The sequence below is a fragment of the Paraburkholderia sp. BL18I3N2 genome (assembly GCF_003001875.1).
In the GTDB taxonomy this organism is placed as follows: Bacteria; Pseudomonadota; Gammaproteobacteria; order Burkholderiales; family Burkholderiaceae; genus Paraburkholderia; species Paraburkholderia phytofirmans.
Genome location: NZ_PVNC01000007.1, coordinates 99,767 through 118,109 on the forward strand (window position 1 = coordinate 99,767; position 18,343 = coordinate 118,109).

Genomic DNA, 18,343 nt, shown 5'->3' on the forward strand with positions numbered 1-18,343 from the left:
GTCGAACCGCACGCCCGGTTATGACAGCCCGTTCCAACTTTTTTCCTGAAGCGCGAAGACGCCGGGCGATGCACGACTCGCGTGCTAACATTAGCCTTTCTATTGCGCGCGTTCAGTCAGATGAATGGCGGCGTCCTCTTCACTCTCTTTCGTTACCCGCCGGCTACCTCGATGCGCTTTCCGACTTCCCGTGCCTTCTTCCGCTTGCGCCCCCGTCGCGCAACCGGCTGCGCGCGCGCGGAACTCATGCCGCGTCGCGCCGGCGAGCCGTCCCGAACGCTCCCGCTCCACGCCGCCCGGCGCCCGATCTAACGCTGCTCGCTCCATTGCCTGAGCCGCGTTGCCGGGCTCCGGGCCGATCTCATCCGCACGCTGTTTCCTCAAATGTAGATCGAATTGGAGTACCCGTCGTGAAAAAGACGAAAACCTGTTATCTCACCGAACTCGACGTCGCCCGTCTCGAGAAACACGCTGCCAGAGCCGGCGCGCAAGCGCATTTGCAAGACATGCTCGACGACGTGCTGGAACGCGCCGTGATCGTCGATTCGCGCGAGATTCCGGCCAACGTCGTCACGATGAACTCACAAGCCACGCTGGTCGACGAAACTAGCGGCGAGGAGATGACCTGGACCGTCGTCTATCCGCCCAATGCGGACTTCGCGCACGGCCGCCTGAATGTGTTCTCGCCCGCCGGCATCGCCTTGCTCGGCGCCAAACGCGGCGAGCGCATCCGCTTCACGCCGCCGAGCGGCACGGAGAAAGTGCTGAAGCTGGAAAAGATCCTGTTTCAGCCCGAAGCCGCCGACGATTTCACGTTGTAAGCAACGCCCCGCACGTCACGCGTAATTTTTTCGGCATCATCTCCGGCTGCCCCGTCGATCCACAGAAGCGCGTAGCGGCCTGCTGCTATTTCCGTCATTCGAATTTTCTAGATGGGTTGCCAAGCAGCGGGCGGCCGGTGTATCGTGTGCGCTGCTAACGCGGGGGTCCTGCGTCGCACGGAGGTCGGAGGTCCGTGCTGCGTGGGTGAGAAATACCCTTTGAACCTGATCTGGATAATGCCAGCGCAGGGAAGCGTACGGATTTCGCACCCAAGCCTTATCGCCTCATCTCTCGCGAATTCCGACTACTTCCGTCTCGTCTCCTGCTTAGCCGCCCCATATAGCTTTGCATAGGAGATACAGATGAACGCCAATCCGAAGTTCCTTTCCGCCGACGCTCACGTCGACGAAGCCGCTGTCGCGCCGCTGCCGAATTCCCGCAAGGTCTACGTGACCGGCTCGCGTGCCGACATCCGCGTGCCGATGCGCGAAATCTCGCAGGCCGATACGCCCGACAGCTTCGGTGGCGAAAAAAATCCGCCGGTCTATGTCTACGACACGTCGGGCCCTTACTCCGATCCGGAAGCGAAGATCGACATCCGCGCCGGTTTGCCCGCACTGCGCCAGGCCTGGATCGAAGAGCGCGGCGACACCGAAGCGCTGACGGGTCTGTCGAGCGACTTCAGCCGCGAGCGCGCAGCCGACACGGCCACCGCCGATCTGCGCTTCAAGGGCCTGCATCGCACGCCGCGCCGCGCGATCGCCGGCAAGAACGTCTCGCAGATGCACTACGCGCGGAAAGGCATCATCACGCCGGAAATGGAATACATCGCGATTCGCGAGAACCAGCGCCGTGCCGAGTATCTGGAAAGCCTCAAAACGAGCGGCCCGAACGGCGAAAAGCTCGCGGCGATGATGGGCCGCCAGCACCCGGGCCAGGCATTCGGCGCGAGCGCGTTCGGCCCGAACGGCCTCACGGCGATCACCCCGGAATTCGTGCGCGAAGAAGTGGCGCGCGGCCGCGCGATCATCCCGAACAACATCAATCACCCGGAAAGCGAACCGATGATCATCGGCCGCAACTTCCTCGTGAAGGTGAATGCGAACATCGGGAACTCGGCGGTGACGTCCTCCATCGGCGAGGAAGTCGACAAGATGACGTGGGCGATCCGCTGGGGCGGCGATACGGTGATGGATCTGTCGACCGGCAAGCATATCCACGAAACGCGCGAGTGGATCATCCGCAATTCGCCGGTGCCGATCGGCACGGTGCCGATTTACCAGGCGCTGGAAAAGGTCAACGGCAAGGCCGAAGACCTGACGTGGGAAATCTTCCGCGACACGCTGATCGAACAGGCCGAGCAAGGCGTCGATTACTTCACGATTCACGCGGGCGTGCGTCTGCAATACGTGCCGCTCACGGCCAAGCGCATGACGGGCATCGTCTCGCGCGGCGGCTCGATCATGGCGAAGTGGTGCCTCGCGCATCACAAGGAAAGCTTCCTGTACGAGCATTTCGAAGACATCTGCGAAATCATGAAGGCGTATGACGTGGCCTTCTCGCTCGGCGACGGCCTGCGTCCCGGCTCGATCTACGACGCCAACGACGAAGCGCAGCTCGGCGAACTGAAAACGCTCGGCGAACTCACGCAGATCGCGTGGAAGCACGACGTGCAGACCATGATCGAAGGCCCCGGCCACGTGCCGATGCAGTTGATCAAGGAGAACATGGACCTGCAACTGGAATGGTGTGACGAAGCGCCGTTCTACACGCTGGGACCGTTGACGACCGACATCGCTCCGGGCTACGACCACATCACGTCGGGCATTGGCGCGGCGATGATCGGCTGGTTCGGCACGGCCATGCTCTGCTACGTCACGCCGAAGGAACACCTCGGGCTGCCGAACAAGGACGACGTCAAGACCGGCATCATCACGTACAAGCTGGCCGCGCACGCCGCCGATCTGGCGAAGGGCCATCCGGGCGCGCAGGTGCGTGACAACGCGCTCTCCAAGGCGCGCTTCGAATTCCGTTGGGAAGACCAGTTCAACCTCGGTCTCGATCCGGACAAGGCGCGCGAATTCCACGACGAAACGCTGCCCAAGGATTCGGCAAAGGTCGCGCATTTCTGCTCGATGTGCGGCCCGCACTTCTGCTCGATGAAGATCACGCAGGACGTGCGCGAGTTCGCCGCGCAACAAGGCGTCACCGACGACGAAGCATTGAAGAAAGGCATGGAAGTGAAGTCGATCGAGTTCATGAAGAAAGGCGCTGAGATTTATCAGCGGCAGTAAGGTTCGACTCGCGGATCGGGCGTCGTCATTACGCCACCCGATCCGCCAAGCCTCTCCTTGCAGCAACGAAGCCCGCCACTGGCGGGCTTTTGCGTTTGCGCGACCCGGGCACGCCGCGTGCTAGATGAAGAACAACATTTGATTACGAAACCGTCGGTTCGCTGACAAGCGCACACATCTGGATACAGGATGCGGCGATACCATCAAATGCAGGGGCGGTGCTTACTGCCGACCATAACTACTGGAGTCGACATCATGAAATCGATACGTCAAATCGGTACGTTTGCGGCCATCGCGGCCATCCTGGTGAGCCTTTCCGCATGTGAGGGCATGAGCCGTCAGGGGCGCGACACGGCAATCGGCGCGGGTCTGGGCGGCGCGGCGGGCGCGGCGATCGGCGGCAATGCGCTGTCGACGCTCGGCGGCGCGGCGGCGGGCGGCGTCATTGGTCATGAGGTGGGCAAGTAATCGACAAATGAAGCGTACGGCAACAGGTCGCGACACCGGCTGCAACGAGGCGAAATAAGCCGTTACGGTTTTGCAATCCTGTTGGCCCAGAGGCGGCGTAAGCTCATGACGTGACGCCCTGATTGCGGCGTTCGATTCAACCAGGAGCGCGTCATGAAGTCCCGCCTCATCAACACGGCGTGTGCGATCGGTCAGCGGTTGCCGCTGCGCTTTTCCCAGTCTTTTCCACGTCTCTCGCAAGCAGGCATCGCGCTCGGCGGCGCGGTCTGTTTGCTCACGCTCTCCGGCTGCTATTACCCGTACGGTTACTATCCGGCGGGCTATTCGCCGTATTACGCGACGGCGGTCCCCGCAGCGGGAACGCAACAGGCAGTCCCGGTCGGGCAAGACGACTACTCAGCGGCTCAACAGCAACCACAGCAGTCGCAACAAGCGCAGACAGGTCAGGCAACCTCGCCGCCGACATACGCGGTCGCCGCCCCGCCCGTGTATGTCGCACCCGCGCCCGTTTACTATCCGCCACCGGTCTACCCGGCCTACTACGGCTATCCGGGTTGGTATGGACCGTCGGTGTCGATCGGCGTCGGATTCGGTGGTTATTGGGGTGGCCACGGCGGCGGATGGGGCGGCCATGGCCATTGGCACTAACGCCACCTACGCCGTTCAACCTCCTGATCTTCACACGATGCGCTTGCACAGCAGAGTCCCGCGGTGCCGTGCGGTGCCCGCGCGACATCGCGCGCTGCGTGCCGCGTCAACGGCCCGCGCAAGCCGCGCTCCCGGCGCCGATCCGCTTCGCCCGTAGTTTCCCTTCTTGACGCGGCCCGGCTGGGTTCTATGCTTGGTAAGCCACATGCAGTATCCGTTTAAAAAAGCGCTCCCGGCCGCTCCCGCGTGCTGGCGACACTCATCCGTCATGCCATAGCGACGCGCTCCGGAGTGCGTGGTGCCGCGTCGAGTCCGAACAACAATGAAGGAGACGTGATGTTTCACCAACTACTCACTCCTGTCGGCAATTCGCTATTGCCATCGTTCCTCGTCGCGGCGTTGCCGATCGTCGTCGTGCTGCTTCTGCTCGGCTGGGCACGCCGGCCGGCGTGGCAGGCATCGCTCGCAGGGTTGATCGTCGGTTTGATCGTGGCGATCTTTGTCTGGCAATTTCCGGTGGGCCTCGCGGTCGACTCGGTGGTCGCCGGCGCCGTGTTCGCCTGCTGGCCGGTCATGTGGATCGTGTTCGCGGCGATCCTGCTTTACAACATCTCGCAACGTTCGGGCCGCTTCGCGGCCTTTCGCATGTGGATGATCGACAACCTGCCGAACGACCGGCGCGTGGTGCTAGTGGTGATCGGGTTTTCGTTCGGCGCGCTGCTCGAAGGGATTTCGGGCTTCGGCACGCCGGTCGCCATCACCAGTTCGCTGCTGATTCTGCTCGGCTTTCCCACGCTCGAAGCGCTCACCTTCACGTTGATCTTCAATACCGCGCCGGTCGCCTTCGGCGCGCTCGGCGTGCCGATCACCGTGCTCGGCGCGGTCACGCATTTGCCGGCCGATTCGCTCGCCAAGATGGTCGGACGGCAGTTGCCTTTCTTCGCGTTCCTGCTGCCCTTCTATGTGATCGGCGTCTATGCGGGCTTTCGCAACATGCTGCGGGTGTGGCCGGTGCTGCTGGTGTCGGGCGCGAGCTTCGCGCTGACGCAGTTCGTCGCGTCGAACTATGTGAACTACAGCCTGACCGACGTGTTGTCGTCGATGGTCTCGCTCATTGTGACGATCGCCTTCCTGCGCGTCTGGAAGCCCGCGGCGGATCCGAAGTTCGCGGTCAACATCGACCGCGTGGGTGAAGTGCGCGGCAAGATCGGCGGCGGCCAGGGCTGGTATCCGTGGATCATCGTGTCGGTGGTGGTGATCGTCTGGACCGTGGCGAAGATCTTCCTGATCGGCGACGTCAAGGTGCCGTGGCCGGGGCTCGACAAGGCCGTCTTCATCACCCTGTACAACACGCCGTACGGCGCGGTATGGGACTTCCAGCCGCTCGCCACCGGCACCGCCATCCTGGTCGCCGCGCTCATTACGGCGGCCGTGGTCAAACTGAGCCCGCGCGAGTTCGGCGCGGCCATCGCCGATACGTGGGTGCAGACGCGTATCGCCATCCTGACGGTGGCGACCATCGTCGGGCTCGCGTATCTGATGAACTATTCCGGGCTCACGTATACGCTCGGCCTCGGCGTGTCGTCGGTCGGACCGTTCTTTCCGCTGGTGTCGGCGTTCCTCGGCTGGGTCGCGGTGTTCCTGTCCGGCAGCGACACTTCGGGTAACGCGCTGTTCGGCAACCTGCAGGTGGTGGCGGCCAATCAACTGAATCTCAACCCGATTCTGATGGCGGCCACGAACTCGTCGGGCGGCGTGATGGGCAAGATGATTTCGCCGCAAAACATTTCGACCGGGGTGGCGACCACCGACCTCAAAGGCAAGGAAGGCGTAGTGTTCGCCAAAACCTTCAAGCATTCGATTCTGTTGACGGTGCTGCTCGGCGTGCTGGTGTGGCTGCAGCAGAATTTCTTGCAGTGGATGATTCCGCATTGAGGCGGGTCCGGTTGTGCGGGCTGCGCGGCCCGCACAACCCGTTTGATCGACTCACGCGATGCGCTCCGAGTGGCGGGCAGAGGCCGCGTGGACGCCGGCGTGCGTCGCTTTGGCCGGAACAGGCTCGAGCGAGTTCGCCGGCTCTCCGCGACTGGTGCGCTGCGGCAAAAAAATTCACGTTGCGGACGTGAGCTTTATCATCCGCCTCCGCATCTCCGCCCCGCTTCGCCATCCTGATCGCAATATTTCTCACATCAGCGTGAGAATTGCTCGTTTTGCGCGGGCCGCCGCTGCGCTTACGATCACCGATTGTCAAACGCCTCCGTCTCCCGGATCTTGCCGTTTCATTCCAGCCTGAAACGTTTCGCACGACTGCGCTGCTACGATGCACAGGCGTCGCGACTCAACCGCGCGCGGCGCCATCTCGATGAATGCTAAAAACCTGCTCCAGTTGCTGATCCTCGCCGCCCTGTGGGGCGCCTCCTTCCTGTTCATCCGGGTCGGCGTCACCGACTTCGGCGTCGCGCCTCTGATGGCGCTGCGCGTCGGCATCGGCGCAGCCTTTCTCGCGATCGTGCTGATCGCGAGACGTCCGCTGCGCCAGTCCGCGACGATCCTGCGTACGCGGGCCTTCCCGCTGCTAGTGGTCGGCATCCTGAATTCGGCGGCGCCCTTCTGCCTGTTCGCCTATGCCGAGTTGACGCTGTCGGCGGGCGTCACGTCCGTGATCAATGCGAGCACGCCGCTGTGGGGCGCGCTGGTCGGCTTTCTGTGGCTTCGCGACAGATTGAGCGCGCTGCGCACGCTCGGTCTGGTGATCGGCTTTCTCGGCGTGCTGATGCTGGTATGGGATCAGATCGCCGCGCCCAACGGCACGCCAGCCACGCCGCTCACCACGGCGCTCGCGGCGGGCGCCGCGCTCGGCGCCACCTTGCTGTACGGCGTCGCGGCCAACTACACCAAGCGCCATCTGACCGGCGTCGACGCCCTCACCGTCGCCACCGGCACGATGACCGGTGCCACCATCGTGCTGCTGCCGCTCGCCGTGATCTACTGGCCGGCCGCGCCGATCTCGCTGCACGCATGGGGCGCGGTGATCGCGCTCGGCGTCGCCTGTACCGGCGTCGCGTATATGCTGTTCTTCCATCTGATCGCGGTGGCCGGACCGGCGCGTGCGATTACGGTGACCTTCGTCATTCCGATCTTCGGCATTCTGTGGGGCGCGCTGTTTCTCGGCGAAGGTGTCTCGCCCGGCATGCTGGAAGGCTGCGGCGTGATCCTGGTCGGCACCGCGCTCGCCACCGGCGTGATCAAACGGCTGCCGTGGCTCGGCACGCGCCGCGCCGATACCTGATACTCGCGTCATTTCGCGCGACGCTTGCCCGGCGTCGCCGACTGTCATCTCTCCCGCCGCCCCGACGGCCGCAACGAATCCCGAACACTAAAAAAATAGCCCGCACTCCATATCGGAGTGCGGGCGAAACCGTCGCCCTACGAGGATAGGCGACGGGGCCACCGAGGCCGCGCGCTACGTGCGCAGGCCGTCATCGGGCAAAGCACCGGTTCGTCGGCCGATGCTGGAATGGTCTGGGATGGCTGGGGATCATCGATCGAGAATCGCTGCCAACTCATGCCGGGTCATGCAATCCGGCCCCATGAGCCTATAAAAGCAGCTTGTGTGCCAGTTTTTCTGTATTGTTAAAAACTAGCGGCAAACTTTTGATTTCTATTGTTTTTTCTGCCGCCGGACGTTGCGGAGGAAGGTATTCAGGAAGGCATCGAAAGTTACGTCACCGGGGTAACGTCACGTTACATGAGGCCGCACAAGGCGGCCTCGTTGACGGGTCGGGTCAAAGCGTCGGCCACTTCGTGCGCTGAACCGCGCCATGCCCAACCCGCAGGCCGGTTGGCCGCCGCGATTCACGCGGGCTCAAGGCTGCGCCGCATACCAGCGCCAGGACGAGCAAGCTTGCCGCCCACATCCAGTAAGGAATCACGTCGAACATGGCCATCTCCCGTTGAACGCCGGCTCGGACCGGTATTCGGAGAACCAAGCAAAAGACGTGCGCACGCGCCGGACGATCGCGTGTCGGCCAGGTATTGCCGGAATCTCCAGACATAAAAAAACCCGCCCGGAGTCTTTCCCGGGCGGGTTTCAGATAGCGTTGCCGCCTGCGGCGGCCCTGCTCAGTGCAACTGGTCGGCCATCAGACTCATGATCTGCTTGGCCTGCGGGCTCTGGTCAATCGTGCCCTTGTCGTCGACCACGGCCACGCGCGTCTGGTTAGGCGTCACCGCGCGCACGTTCACCAGATACTGCTTGGCAACCTTTTCCTTCTTGCCGTGGAAAACCTGGCTCCAGAAGCCCTGTTCCGCCGACGTCATGTCCTTCGGATCGACATAGCGCACGAAGTACAGGCCTCGGGTCAGGTCGCGGTCGTCGACGGTGAAGTTGCTGCGGTCGAGCGCGAGGCCCACGCGCAACCATGCGCGGTCGTACGGCTCGCCGAGCGTGAGTTCCGTCGACGAAAGCTGGGCTTCGGCGCCGTTGGCGTCAGCATCCGGCAAAGGTTGCTGGGCGGACAGCGAGACGTTTTGCGCCGCCGTGGCCGCAGCCGCCGATTTGGCGCCCGCGGTGGCCGCGTTCGGCGCCGTTTGCGCGCCGGCCGACAGATCGGCGTTTTGCGCATCAGCCGGTTTCGAGCGCGAATCGGCCAGCGCCAGCGCCGCCATCAGGCGCTTCAGATATTCCTGCTCGAGGCCCGGATCGTTCGGCTTCGCCACCCACGTGCTCGAGTCGTTGTTCGTGCCGGTCAGCGCCTCGCGCATGCCCTTCTGGCTGACGAACACATATGTGCCGCCGTTCGGTGCCGCTTCCAGACGCGTGCGGTACTTGTTGCGCTCCGAGGTCACGTAGCTGTTGCCCATGGCCTTGGACAGCGTATTGCGGATCAGGCCTTCGTTGATCTGCGCGTGCGTTTCGTTCCAGTCGGTTTCCATCACGCCCTTGTCGCGCTGATCGACCACCAGCAGGAAGCCCTGTTCCTGCCAGAAGCGGCGAATCTGCGGCCATGCCTGCTGGGGCGCCTTGTTGTCGATGACGAGCCAGCTTTCCGTGCCGTCGCGCTGGATATGCATACCGTTGACCGCCGGCGCCACCACCACGGAATTGGCCGACGGCGCTTGCGCCTGAACCTGCTTGAGCGTGGACAACGAGGTTTCGCCGCCCTGCGGGGGCAACGAACGCTGATCGGCCGTCTCATCGATCATGTTCGGCGGTACGGCAAGTGACACCTGCTTCGATTTCGAGTCGCTCTTGTAGTCGACTTTGGTCGGCGACGACGTGCCGCAGCCGGCGACCAGACCGCCTGCCATCAGCATTACTGCAAACCGCTTGGTAAGACGAAGATCAGTCATGTTCGGGGAATCCTTCCGCTACGCCACGGCAAGTTTCCGTGGATCAACCCAACATTTTACCGATCCCGGCGAGTCATGTGCAAAAACCCGGGTTTGTCCGTGAATTGAGCAGCGCGAGACGCGTGCAAACGACGCGGAATCGACACGCGGGAAGGACACCGAAGCGTCCACTTCCGTGAGCCTTTCCGTGAGCCGCAAGCGGCTCGTTTTCGCGCCTGAAAGCGACCTGACGCACGGCATATTTAACGTTTGCCCACATTTCCCAACGCAGTGTCAGATGCGCCCTACGCCATCGTCAGATCATTGATTCGACAGCACTTTCCGAGCTCCGCTCACGGCCAATTTCGATATATCGAATTAGCCGGATATGGCTTCCAGTAACGGTTCAAAAACCCGAGTGATATCTTGAAATCGACATCACCAGAAGCCTTTGAGTACTTCAGCCACGGGACCGACTGTCATGCCATTGCCTACTCTTACGCCGACTCTCGCAGCCTCGGCGATTGCTTTTGCCGCTTTGTCCGCGAGCCTCGATGCGCGCGCCGAATTGGGGGGCGTCATGCCGTCTAAAGCGGAGGCGAGCGCCAGCGCGCCGCGCGCCATATTGAACGGGGCGCTGCGCATGCGCACGCTCATCGACGCGGGCAACACCACCATCGCCGAGTACGCAACGAGCACCGGCCAGATCATCGCCTACGCGTGGCAAGGCCCGACCATGCCGGACTTGCCCGCGCTGCTCGGCAAGTACGCCGACTCGTATCGCACCGGCGCAGCCGCGGCGACAGCGGACGGCAATCTGCATGTCTCACGGGTGGCGCGGCCGGACGTGATCGTGGAATCCGGCGGCCCGATGCGCGGCTACGCGGGCCGCGCATGGCTGCCGACGGCGCTCCCGCCCGGCGTGACAGCCGACGATTTCCAGTGATGCGCCCCCGCGCAAACACCCTGCATCAGAACTACGTCCCCACGAACATGGGCCACGCCATGAAATCCACCCTTTCCTTTTATGCCCTGCTGCTGGTCTGCGTCGCCTTGGCGGGATGCGGCGGCGGTGGTGGCGGCGCACCGGCCGCCACGTCCCAGGCCGGCTCGGCCGCACCGGGCAGCAGCCCAAACGCCGCCAGCGCGCCGGCAGCCGCCGCGCCGCCTGAGGCCTCGGGCGCGAGTCCACGCGCCTCGGTGCCGCGGTCAAATACGCCCAACGTCCAGCCGATCGCCGTCAGCGCCGCGCCGGGGCTGACGCGCAACATGCTGACGACGAGCGTCACCGTCTGCCAGCCCGGCACCAGCCATTGCGCAACGATCGACAATATCCAGGTCGACACCGGCTCGCACGGACTCAGGATTCTCGCGTCCGCATTGCCGGCAGACCTGCCGCTCGCGGCGATCGCGTCGGGCAGCGGGATTGCGGGCGAATGCGCGGTGTTCGGCGGCGGCTATACGTGGGGCGCGGTGCGCAGCGCGGACGTCCGCATGGCGGGCCAGTTGGCCGCCTCGATCCCGATCCAGACGATCGCCGATCCCGCGCTCTCCACCGTGCCCGCCGACTGCACAGGATCCGGCCGCGCCATGCAGACGGTGGCCGGTCTGCGCTCGAACGGCATTCTCGGCGTGGGCCTGTTCGCGGCCGACTGCGGCAGCGGCTGCGTCAGCGCCGCGCTGCCGCGCTGGTACTACAGTTGCGACGCCAGCGGCGCCTGCCTCGCCAGCACGCAAGCCCTCGCGCAGCAGGTGACCAATCCGGTCAGCCGCTTTGCACTCGACAACAACGGCGTGGTGATCGACCTGCCGGCCATCGCCGATGCCGGCGCGGCCAGCGTATCCGGTTCGATGATCTTCGGCATCGGCACCCAGGCCAACAACACGCTGAACGGCGCCAGCGTCCTCAAGGCGAATCCTGTGACGGGCTACGTCGTCACCACGAGCGGCGGGCAGACTTATTCGCAGAGCTATGTCGACAGCGGCTCGAATGGGCTGTTCTTCCGCACGAGCCAGTTCCCGCAGTGCGGCCTCTGGTACTGCCCGGCTTCGACTCAAGCCGCGAACGCCGCGATCACCGGTACGGATGGCGCGTCGAACACGGTGTCGTTTGCGATCGGCAATTCGAGCGCGCTGTTCGCGTCGTCGAACAACGCGTTCAACAATCTGGCCGGCGTGGCCAGCAGCGGCTTCGGCTGGGGCTTGCCGTTCTTCTTCGGACGACGCGTCTATACCGCCATCGCGTCGCGCGAGACGTCCGCGGGCCCGGGGCCGTACTACGCGTTCTGAACCGACGGCTTCTTTCGACGCTGAAATTTCGCAAACTCATCTGGCGAGCAGTTTTGGGACCCATCGGCTGAGATAATTCCACGCTCCGGCTAACTCCGTTTCAATTAGTTAGTCATGCAAATTCTGGACTTGTCGGCAGATGGAAGAATCCACTTTTTCGCTCGATCATTTCGAGCAGCTCGTCTACACGCGGCAGCATGTAAAAGCCGCGATCCAGTTCATTGCCGCGCTGGCGCTCCTGCAACAGAAGCGCGGCGAACTGGACGGCAGCTTTCGCGCCTCGGGCATGGCCGATCTGCCACCCGACGAGCAACGCAAGCGCTTCTGCACACGCCTCGCGAGCGCGGCTTCGACCCTGTTCGCGGACCCGACATTCCAGTTGCCGCCCGAGTGTTTCAGATTGCTCCTGACACTGCATGAATGGATTGGACTGGTGTTTGCCTGCACGCCGTTCGGCAATGCGGACCACGTAAGCCGTCACCTGAATCCGCGTGGTCCGGACAACACGCAGTTTCTGCCCGGTGACAGCTTCATCGAAAAACTCTGCGTACTCTATTCGACCGAGTCCGAACTGGAACTCGACTTCGCCGCACTGTGGGCCTATGACAAATCGCTCGCCGCCTGTCTTGCACTTGTTTTGCTGGCGCCGGTCTTCAAGGGCTCGGCGAGCGCGCACCTCAAGCGCGAAGCGCTAATGGAATGGCTGCCCGGCAAACTGCAGCAGATCGACGACCTCGACGAGCTGCCCACCGCCCTGCTGCATAACGCCTATATGTTCTGCAGCTACGCGGACACGCCGCGGCGGCACGAGATCAAGCGGGACATCAATGCGCTGGTCCGCCGCAAGCTGGACCAGTTGGGACTGACCGATATTCCCGCGGCAAGACCGGCGCGCGCGAAAAGCCGCAAGCAAAGTGGCAAAAAACCGCTCATGGTGGTCGTGCTCGAATGGTTCAGCGGCGCCCACTCTATCTACCGCACGCACTCGCTCACGCTCGAAGCCGCGCGCGAGCATTTCGAAGTGGTGGCGTTCGGCTTCGGCTACGCCGTCGACGATATCGGGCGCGCGGTGTTCGACCGTTTCATCGAACTGGAAGAGCCGGAATATATCGGGGAATGTCTTGAAACGATTCGCGATTTCGCCGAGGCGGAACAGCCCGACGTGCTCTATATGCCGAGCGTCGGCATGTTCGCGCTCACGGTGTTCATGTCGAACCTGCGCATCGCGCCGCTGCAAATCGCCGGACTCGGCCACCCGGCCACCACGCACTCGGACAAGATCGATTGCGTCAGCGTGGAGGAAGACTACGTCGGCGACGCCGCCTGTTTCAGCGAGCGTCTGATGAAGCTGCCGAAAGACGGTCAACCGTACCGGCCGTCGGTGGCGCTGCCGGACATCGTCGCCGAGATTCCGCCGTCACGCGAGACGCTGGAGATCGTCATCACGGCCAGCGCCATGAAGCTCAATCCCGGCTTTCTCGAAGCGTGCCGTGAAATCGGCGAGCGTGCGGAGGCGCCGGTCCAGTTTCACTTCATGAGCGGCGTGCCCTTCGGTTTGCCGCTCGAACGCATGCGCGATGTGATCCGCCAGACGCTGCCGCGCGCCTTCGTCCATGGCTTTCACGAATATGCGGGCTATCTGGCGCGCGTCAATCGTTCCGATCTGTTTCTCAGCCCGTTTCCGTTCGGCAATACCAACGGTATCGTCGACGCGCTTACGCTGGGTTTGCCCGGCATCTGCAAGCGCGGGCCGGAAGTGTTCGAGCGGATCGACGGCGCGCTGTTCGAGCGCGTGGGCATGCCGTCGTGGACCACGGCGGAGAGCGTCGAGGATTACATCGCCGCGGCCGTGCGAATGATCGACGCCCACGACGAGCGCACGGCCTTGCGGCAGCGTCTGATCGATACGCGGGCAGTGGAGCGTTGCTTTGAAGGGCGTCCGCAGGCGTTCGCTGAATGCGTGCTGGCGCGGGTGCGGGCGAAGCAACGCAAGCGAGACGAGGCGATGGCTTGAGTTTCAGCGCCGCGCGCTGTGCTATTCGGTCGCGCTGGTGGCCGGTGTCACCAGATTGGCCGGCGCGAGCCAGGCGAATAAGGATGGCTTGAATTCCGGCGCGCGCTCTGTGCTACTCGGTCGCGCTGGCAGCCGGTGTCACCAGATTGGCCGGCGCGAGCCAGTTGAATACATTCAACGTCGGGCCGTTGAACGTGCACTCCGCAGCCGCAGGCGTGACGGTCTTCCGCGTCCTGGCAGATTTGAACCAGAACGCTTTGGTTGCCGACGCGTCTGATGCGCTTGACGCCCCTGCCGCACCCGCAGCCACCGCCGAAGCCGCAAGCGGCGCACTCGCCTCCGCGGGCGCGGACGCCGGGGCCGCCACATGTTCGATCGATCCCTCGACCACCACGCGCGAGCCGTGGATGCCGGTGGCGGCATGAGTGATCTTGAGCGTATCGGGCGACGTTTCCGCCAGCTTGCTTCGCATCAACTGTTCGCACGCGTCCGTATTCTTGTAGACGGCCGTGCAGCCCGCCAGCAGCGCAGCAGCGGTCGTGACGCAAACGAGAGGGAGAATCCGAATCTTCATTGATGTTCCGTTTTTCAAGCCGTCGGCAATTGTAGCTTACGGCCTGCTTGACCGGCAGCGGCATCGCGCGCCGACTGGGCGCATCGATCCTGCGCTATGGCAACGCGCTGTTGCGGCTGATCCTTGTGATCATCGGCGTCTCTGTGGTCACGCAGAACGACACGCTGCGGATCGTGGTCGGACTCTGCTCGTGCCCGTATTCAGGCCACACGCGGCCCCATCGCCCGAAAGCGGCTCGATTGAACAGAACAGTCCGTGCAGGGATGCGCTGCTGTCCAGTGCGCGATGCGGCACGACCGTCGTCCGCGCGTCCGCTCAATTCGACGGCATTGGCGGTTGCACGTAGGTGCGCACACCGGCGAGCGGCGAACCGTAACCGCCAGAATTGGTGTGATTCGGCAAGCCGTTGACCAGTTGCGCGCGCGGGTCGGTCGGATTCAGGTTCATTTCCCCTGCTTGCTGGTTGCCGTGCGTCGGATATTCGCTGCCTCGCGCCGCGTTCGGCATCAAGCGCGTGCTGTTTTGCGGCGCGTTCATGTCGTCTTGCGGGCTCAAACCCTGCGCGCTCGCCTGCGCGGCGATCGCGCATGCGGCCGCGCACAGCAAAACCCGCCCTACTTGCGACATCGTCGATGTTCGTTTCATACCTGCCTCCGGCAAAATGAAGTGAAAGGATCAAGTCGCGCCCGGCACACAACAAGCCCACACGCGACGGCCAACGCTGACCACACCATTTATACGCGCCACGCCGCGCTTCGGATTCGGCGACCTTCAGGACGTGGCGCGGTCAATAGGGAAACCTGCGGGCACGACCTTTTATTCCGGTGCGGCGAGCGCCACACGAAACCCGGCCAGCGCCTATCCTTATGCCGATTACCGATTTCCTTCCCGCGCGATCGCGCCCGATAATGGACGTCATGAACTCACAACCCAATCTTCAGGCTCGCACGCTGCGCGCCGCGCTTGCGACGCTCACCGCAACGCTGCTGCTGGCGGCCTGCGCCGGCCCATCGGCCTCGACTTCCGCTTCGACTTCCGCGTCCGCATCGTCCAGTCCGGCGCTGCTCGATGCCGCGATTTCCGGACCGCAACGCGGCGACAAGGCCCGCGCCCGCGACATCTACCGCCATCCGAAAGAAACGCTGCAATTCTTCGAAATCGCGCCGTCGCAAAGCGTGCTGGAGATCGAACCGGGCGGCGGCTGGTACACGGATATCCTCGCGCCGTATCTGCGCGACCACGGCAAGCTCTATGAGGCGCAGTACGACGGCCCGCAGAGTGCGCCATCGGCGGAGGCACAGTCCAATCGGGCCGCGTTCGCCCGCAAGCTGGCGGCCACGCCCGCCGTCTACGGCCATGTCGTGGTCGGCACGTTGCACGCCGGCCAGTTCAGCGGTTTTCCGGCCGATGCCAGCGTCGACGAAGTCCTGACCTTCCGCAACATCCATAACTGGATCAAGGACGGCCAGATCGATGCCAACCTGCGCGCGTTCTACGCGGTGCTCAAGCCAGGCGGTGTGCTCGGTGTCGAGGAACACCGCGCGGCGCCGGGCACCTCGCTGCAACAGACGATCGACACCGGCTACGTGACGGAAGACTACGTCATCGAACACGCGCGCGCGGCGGGCTTCGAACTGGCCGGCAAGAGCGAAGTGAACGCTAACCCGCGCGACACCAAAAATTACCCGAACGGCGTCTGGTCACTGCCGCCGACCTTCGAAGGCGGCGATGTCGACCGGGCGAAATATGCGGCGATCGGCGAATCGGACCGCATGACCTTGCGCTTCGTGAAACCCGCCCATTGACCTCCGCCACTCTTGAGCCGCAAGGGGACGGCGCTTGACGCCGTCCCGATAATATGGTCCTATTGCCCACTATGTACCGCGCCCAGACCATCCTATCGCTACTACTAGCCCCCTCTACCGGGCTAGGTCTGCTGCTGCGCGCTTCCATCTGATACACCCGAAGCACCGCAAAATTCCCCAGTAACTGACCCAGCCCCGGTTTTCGACCGGCGCCTCGTCATGTCTTTTCGTCGTCCGGTCGACTCCCAGCTACCTGGTCTCACCCACGGATGATGAAAATGTTGAAGAACCCCGCTACCAAGTATCGCTCGTTCAATCCCGTCACCTTGACGGATCGCCAGTGGCCGTCGCGCACCATCACGCACCCGCCGATCTGGATGAGCACCGACCTGCGCGACGGCAATCAATCGCTGTTCGAGCCGATGGACGCGCAGCGCAAGATGCGCATGTTCAAGACGCTGGTGCAGATCGGCTTCAAGGAAATCGAAGTCGCGTTTCCGTCCGCTTCGCAGACCGACTTCAATTTCGTGCGTGAACTGATCGAAGGCGGCCACATCCCCGACGACGTCACCATCGAAGTCTTGACGCAAGCGCGCGACGACCTGATCGAGCGCACCTTCGAATCCTTGCGTGGCGTGCCGCGCGCCATCGTCCACCTGTACAACGCGACCGCGCCGGAATTCCGCAAGATCGTCTTCAATCTGGAAAAGAGCGGCGTGAAGGAACTGGCGCAAAACGCAGCGCGCACGATGAAGCGCATCGCCGCCACCATGCCGGAAACGCAGTTCACGTTCCAGTACAGCCCGGAAGTATTCAGCGGCACCGAAATCGAATTCGCCAAAGAAGTCTGCGACGCCGTGTTCGACGTCTGGCAACCGACGCCGGACCATAAAGCCATCGTCAACTTGCCGGCCACCGTCGAAATGTCCACGCCGAACATCTACGCGGACCAGATCGAGTGGATGCACCGCAATCTCGCGCGCCGCGATTCGCTGATCATCTCCGTGCATCCGCATAACGATCGCGGCACCGCCGTGGCCGCGGCTGAACTCGCCGTGATGGCCGGCGCGGATCGTATCGAAGGCTGTTTGTTCGGCAACGGCGAGCGCACCGGCAACGTGGACCTCGTCACGCTCGCGTTGAACCTGTACACGCAGGGCGTCGATCCGGGCCTCGACTTCTCGAACATCAACGAAGTCGCGCGTACCGCTGAAGAATGCACGCAATTGCCGATCCATCCGCGTCATCCGTATGTCGGCGATCTGGTGTTCACGGCCTTCTCGGGCTCGCATCAGGACGCGATCAAGAAGGGTTTCGCGGTACAGAAACCGGACGCGGTATGGGAAGTGCCCTACATGCCAATCGATCCGGCCGATCTCGGCCGCACCTACGATTCGGTGATTCGCGTGAACAGCCAGTCGGGAAAGGGCGGCATCGCGTATCTGCTCGAACAGGGCTACGGCGTCGTGTTGCCGCGCCGCTTGCAAGTGGACTTCAGCTCGGCCGTGCAGCGCTTCACCGACGACAGCGGCCAGGAAGTCACGTCCGCGCAAATCTGGGAACTGTTCCAGCAGGAATACGTGCAGACCACGGCGCCGATTCATTACGTGGGCCACAGCCTGTCCGAGCGCGAAGGACGCGAGCGCATCAAACTGACGGTCGACATCCACGGCACGCGGCGCGTGTTGACCGGCGAAGGCAATGGCCCGCTCGACGCGTTGATGCACGCGATCGGCATGCCGGTGCGGATTCAGCATTATGAAGAACGCGCGTTGACGCAGGGTGCGGATGCCCGCGCGGTGGCGGTCGCTGAAATGGCCGGCGCCGATGTGACTGGCAGCGCGTTCGGCGTCGGCATCGACGCCAATCTGGTGACGGCGTCGATTCGCGCGGTGATCAGCGGTGTGAATCGTGCTTATGCTCGTGTCAATGCGCAAGCGCAGGAGAACTTCTTCGAAGCCGCGATGAACGATGCCACGGAGAGCGTGGGCGTTTAAGGTTCTCCGAAGCCAGTAGAAGGTTTGTAGCGGTTATGTGCGAAGGGGGCGTTCTGACAACGCCCCCTTTTTTTATCCCGCCGCACGACCGCATTGCCCCC

Annotated in this window: 15 protein-coding genes and 1 riboswitch; of the genes, 11 read left to right on the plus strand and 4 right to left on the minus strand. The window is 63.3% G+C overall.

The features are described 5' to 3' along the window. The first annotated feature begins 410 nt into the window (after window positions 1-410). From B0G75_RS20245 to B0G75_RS20270, 6 genes are all read left to right on the plus strand, one after another. Window positions 411-821 (plus strand): GreA/GreB family elongation factor, encoded by a 411-nt coding sequence (locus tag B0G75_RS20245; RefSeq protein WP_106309371.1) that lies wholly within the window; start codon window positions 411-413, stop codon window positions 819-821. Window positions 822-972: 151 nt separating this feature from the next. After that, window positions 973-1,091, plus strand: a riboswitch (TPP riboswitch). A 93-nt stretch (window positions 1,092-1,184) separates the two neighbouring features. Beyond that, the gene (gene thiC, locus B0G75_RS20250) at window positions 1,185-3,116 is read left to right on the plus strand and encodes a phosphomethylpyrimidine synthase ThiC (protein ID WP_012433656.1); all 1,932 of its coding nucleotides are present in this window, start codon (window positions 1,185-1,187) and stop codon (window positions 3,114-3,116) included. A gap of 255 nt (window positions 3,117-3,371) precedes the next feature. Continuing rightward, complete coding sequence (locus B0G75_RS20255; protein ID WP_106309374.1) at window positions 3,372-3,584, plus strand: glycine zipper 2TM domain-containing protein; 213 nt, start codon at window positions 3,372-3,374, stop codon at window positions 3,582-3,584. Window positions 3,585-3,737: 153 nt separating this feature from the next. After that, window positions 3,738-4,232, plus strand: coding sequence for a hypothetical protein (locus B0G75_RS20260; protein WP_106309377.1), 495 nt, complete (start codon window positions 3,738-3,740; stop codon window positions 4,230-4,232). Between the two features lie 336 nt (window positions 4,233-4,568). Continuing rightward, on the plus strand, window positions 4,569-6,167 hold the full coding sequence (locus tag B0G75_RS20265) for an L-lactate permease (RefSeq protein ID WP_106309380.1): 1,599 nt from the start codon (window positions 4,569-4,571) through the stop codon (window positions 6,165-6,167). Between the two features lie 427 nt (window positions 6,168-6,594). Further along, window positions 6,595-7,521, plus strand: a complete 927-nt coding sequence (locus B0G75_RS20270; protein ID WP_106310032.1) for a DMT family transporter — start codon at window positions 6,595-6,597, stop codon at window positions 7,519-7,521. A 496-nt stretch (window positions 7,522-8,017) separates the two neighbouring features. Here the strand turns inward: B0G75_RS20270 and B0G75_RS40735 are convergent, their stop codons facing one another. Further along, the gene (locus tag B0G75_RS40735) at window positions 8,018-8,173 is read right to left on the minus strand and encodes a hypothetical protein (protein WP_181309311.1); all 156 of its coding nucleotides are present in this window, start codon (window positions 8,171-8,173) and stop codon (window positions 8,018-8,020) included. Between the two features lie 181 nt (window positions 8,174-8,354). After that, entirely contained in the window at window positions 8,355-9,584 is a 1,230-nt protein-coding gene (bamC, locus tag B0G75_RS20275; protein ID WP_106309383.1) for an outer membrane protein assembly factor BamC, read from the minus strand. Between the two features lie 460 nt (window positions 9,585-10,044). Between bamC and B0G75_RS20280 the strand changes: the two genes are divergently transcribed. The 3 genes from B0G75_RS20280 (at window position 10,045) to B0G75_RS20290 (ending at window position 13,866) form a co-directional block, all read left to right on the plus strand. Beyond that, on the plus strand, window positions 10,045-10,509 hold the full coding sequence (locus B0G75_RS20280; RefSeq protein ID WP_106309386.1) for a DUF2844 domain-containing protein: 465 nt from the start codon (window positions 10,045-10,047) through the stop codon (window positions 10,507-10,509). A 59-nt stretch (window positions 10,510-10,568) separates the two neighbouring features. After that, the gene (locus B0G75_RS20285; RefSeq protein WP_106310035.1) at window positions 10,569-11,852 is read left to right on the plus strand and encodes a DUF3443 domain-containing protein; all 1,284 of its coding nucleotides are present in this window, start codon (window positions 10,569-10,571) and stop codon (window positions 11,850-11,852) included. Between the two features lie 139 nt (window positions 11,853-11,991). Continuing rightward, on the plus strand, window positions 11,992-13,866 hold the full coding sequence (locus tag B0G75_RS20290) for a glycosyl transferase family 1 (RefSeq protein ID WP_106309389.1): 1,875 nt from the start codon (window positions 11,992-11,994) through the stop codon (window positions 13,864-13,866). Between the two features lie 112 nt (window positions 13,867-13,978). Here B0G75_RS20290 and B0G75_RS20295 read toward each other — a convergent pair whose 3' ends face one another. Both B0G75_RS20295 and B0G75_RS20305 read right to left on the minus strand, forming a co-directional pair. Continuing rightward, on the minus strand, window positions 13,979-14,440 hold the full coding sequence (locus B0G75_RS20295) for a hypothetical protein (protein WP_106309392.1): 462 nt from the start codon (window positions 14,438-14,440) through the stop codon (window positions 13,979-13,981). Between the two features lie 315 nt (window positions 14,441-14,755). Further along, complete coding sequence (locus B0G75_RS20305) at window positions 14,756-15,085, minus strand: hypothetical protein (RefSeq protein WP_106309395.1); 330 nt, start codon at window positions 15,083-15,085, stop codon at window positions 14,756-14,758. 263 nt (window positions 15,086-15,348) lie between these two features. Between B0G75_RS20305 and B0G75_RS20310 the strand changes: the two genes are divergently transcribed. Together B0G75_RS20310 and leuA are read left to right on the plus strand one after the other, a co-directional pair. Next, window positions 15,349-16,245 (plus strand): class I SAM-dependent methyltransferase, encoded by an 897-nt coding sequence (locus tag B0G75_RS20310; RefSeq protein ID WP_106309398.1) that lies wholly within the window; start codon window positions 15,349-15,351, stop codon window positions 16,243-16,245. Window positions 16,246-16,523: 278 nt separating this feature from the next. Beyond that, the gene (leuA, locus tag B0G75_RS20315) at window positions 16,524-18,242 is read left to right on the plus strand and encodes a 2-isopropylmalate synthase (RefSeq protein ID WP_106309401.1); all 1,719 of its coding nucleotides are present in this window, start codon (window positions 16,524-16,526) and stop codon (window positions 18,240-18,242) included. Window positions 18,243-18,343 lie beyond the last annotated feature (101 nt).

Bases quoted from the DNA above. Each gene is read 5' to 3' on its own strand.
- thiC (WP_012433656.1), top strand. From the start codon at position 1,185: ATGAACGCCAATCCGAAGTTCCTTTCCGCCGACGCTCACGTCGACGAA.
- B0G75_RS20255 (WP_106309374.1), top strand. From the start codon at position 3,372: ATGAAATCGATACGTCAAATCGGTACGTTTGCGGCCATCGCGGCCATC.
- B0G75_RS20260 (WP_106309377.1), top strand. From the start codon at position 3,738: ATGAAGTCCCGCCTCATCAACACGGCGTGTGCGATCGGTCAGCGGTTG.
- B0G75_RS20265 (WP_106309380.1), top strand. From the start codon at position 4,569: ATGTTTCACCAACTACTCACTCCTGTCGGCAATTCGCTATTGCCATCG.
- B0G75_RS20270 (WP_106310032.1), top strand. From the start codon at position 6,595: ATGAATGCTAAAAACCTGCTCCAGTTGCTGATCCTCGCCGCCCTGTGG.
- B0G75_RS40735 (WP_181309311.1), bottom strand. From the start codon at position 8,173: ATGTTCGACGTGATTCCTTACTGGATGTGGGCGGCAAGCTTGCTCGTC.
- bamC (WP_106309383.1), bottom strand. From the start codon at position 9,584: ATGACTGATCTTCGTCTTACCAAGCGGTTTGCAGTAATGCTGATGGCA.
- B0G75_RS20280 (WP_106309386.1), top strand. From the start codon at position 10,045: ATGCCATTGCCTACTCTTACGCCGACTCTCGCAGCCTCGGCGATTGCT.
- B0G75_RS20285 (WP_106310035.1), top strand. From the start codon at position 10,569: ATGAAATCCACCCTTTCCTTTTATGCCCTGCTGCTGGTCTGCGTCGCC.
- B0G75_RS20290 (WP_106309389.1), top strand. From the start codon at position 11,992: ATGGAAGAATCCACTTTTTCGCTCGATCATTTCGAGCAGCTCGTCTAC.
- B0G75_RS20295 (WP_106309392.1), bottom strand. From the start codon at position 14,440: ATGAAGATTCGGATTCTCCCTCTCGTTTGCGTCACGACCGCTGCTGCG.
- B0G75_RS20305 (WP_106309395.1), bottom strand. From the start codon at position 15,085: ATGAAACGAACATCGACGATGTCGCAAGTAGGGCGGGTTTTGCTGTGC.
- B0G75_RS20310 (WP_106309398.1), top strand. From the start codon at position 15,349: ATGGACGTCATGAACTCACAACCCAATCTTCAGGCTCGCACGCTGCGC.
- leuA (WP_106309401.1), top strand. From the start codon at position 16,524: ATGTTGAAGAACCCCGCTACCAAGTATCGCTCGTTCAATCCCGTCACC.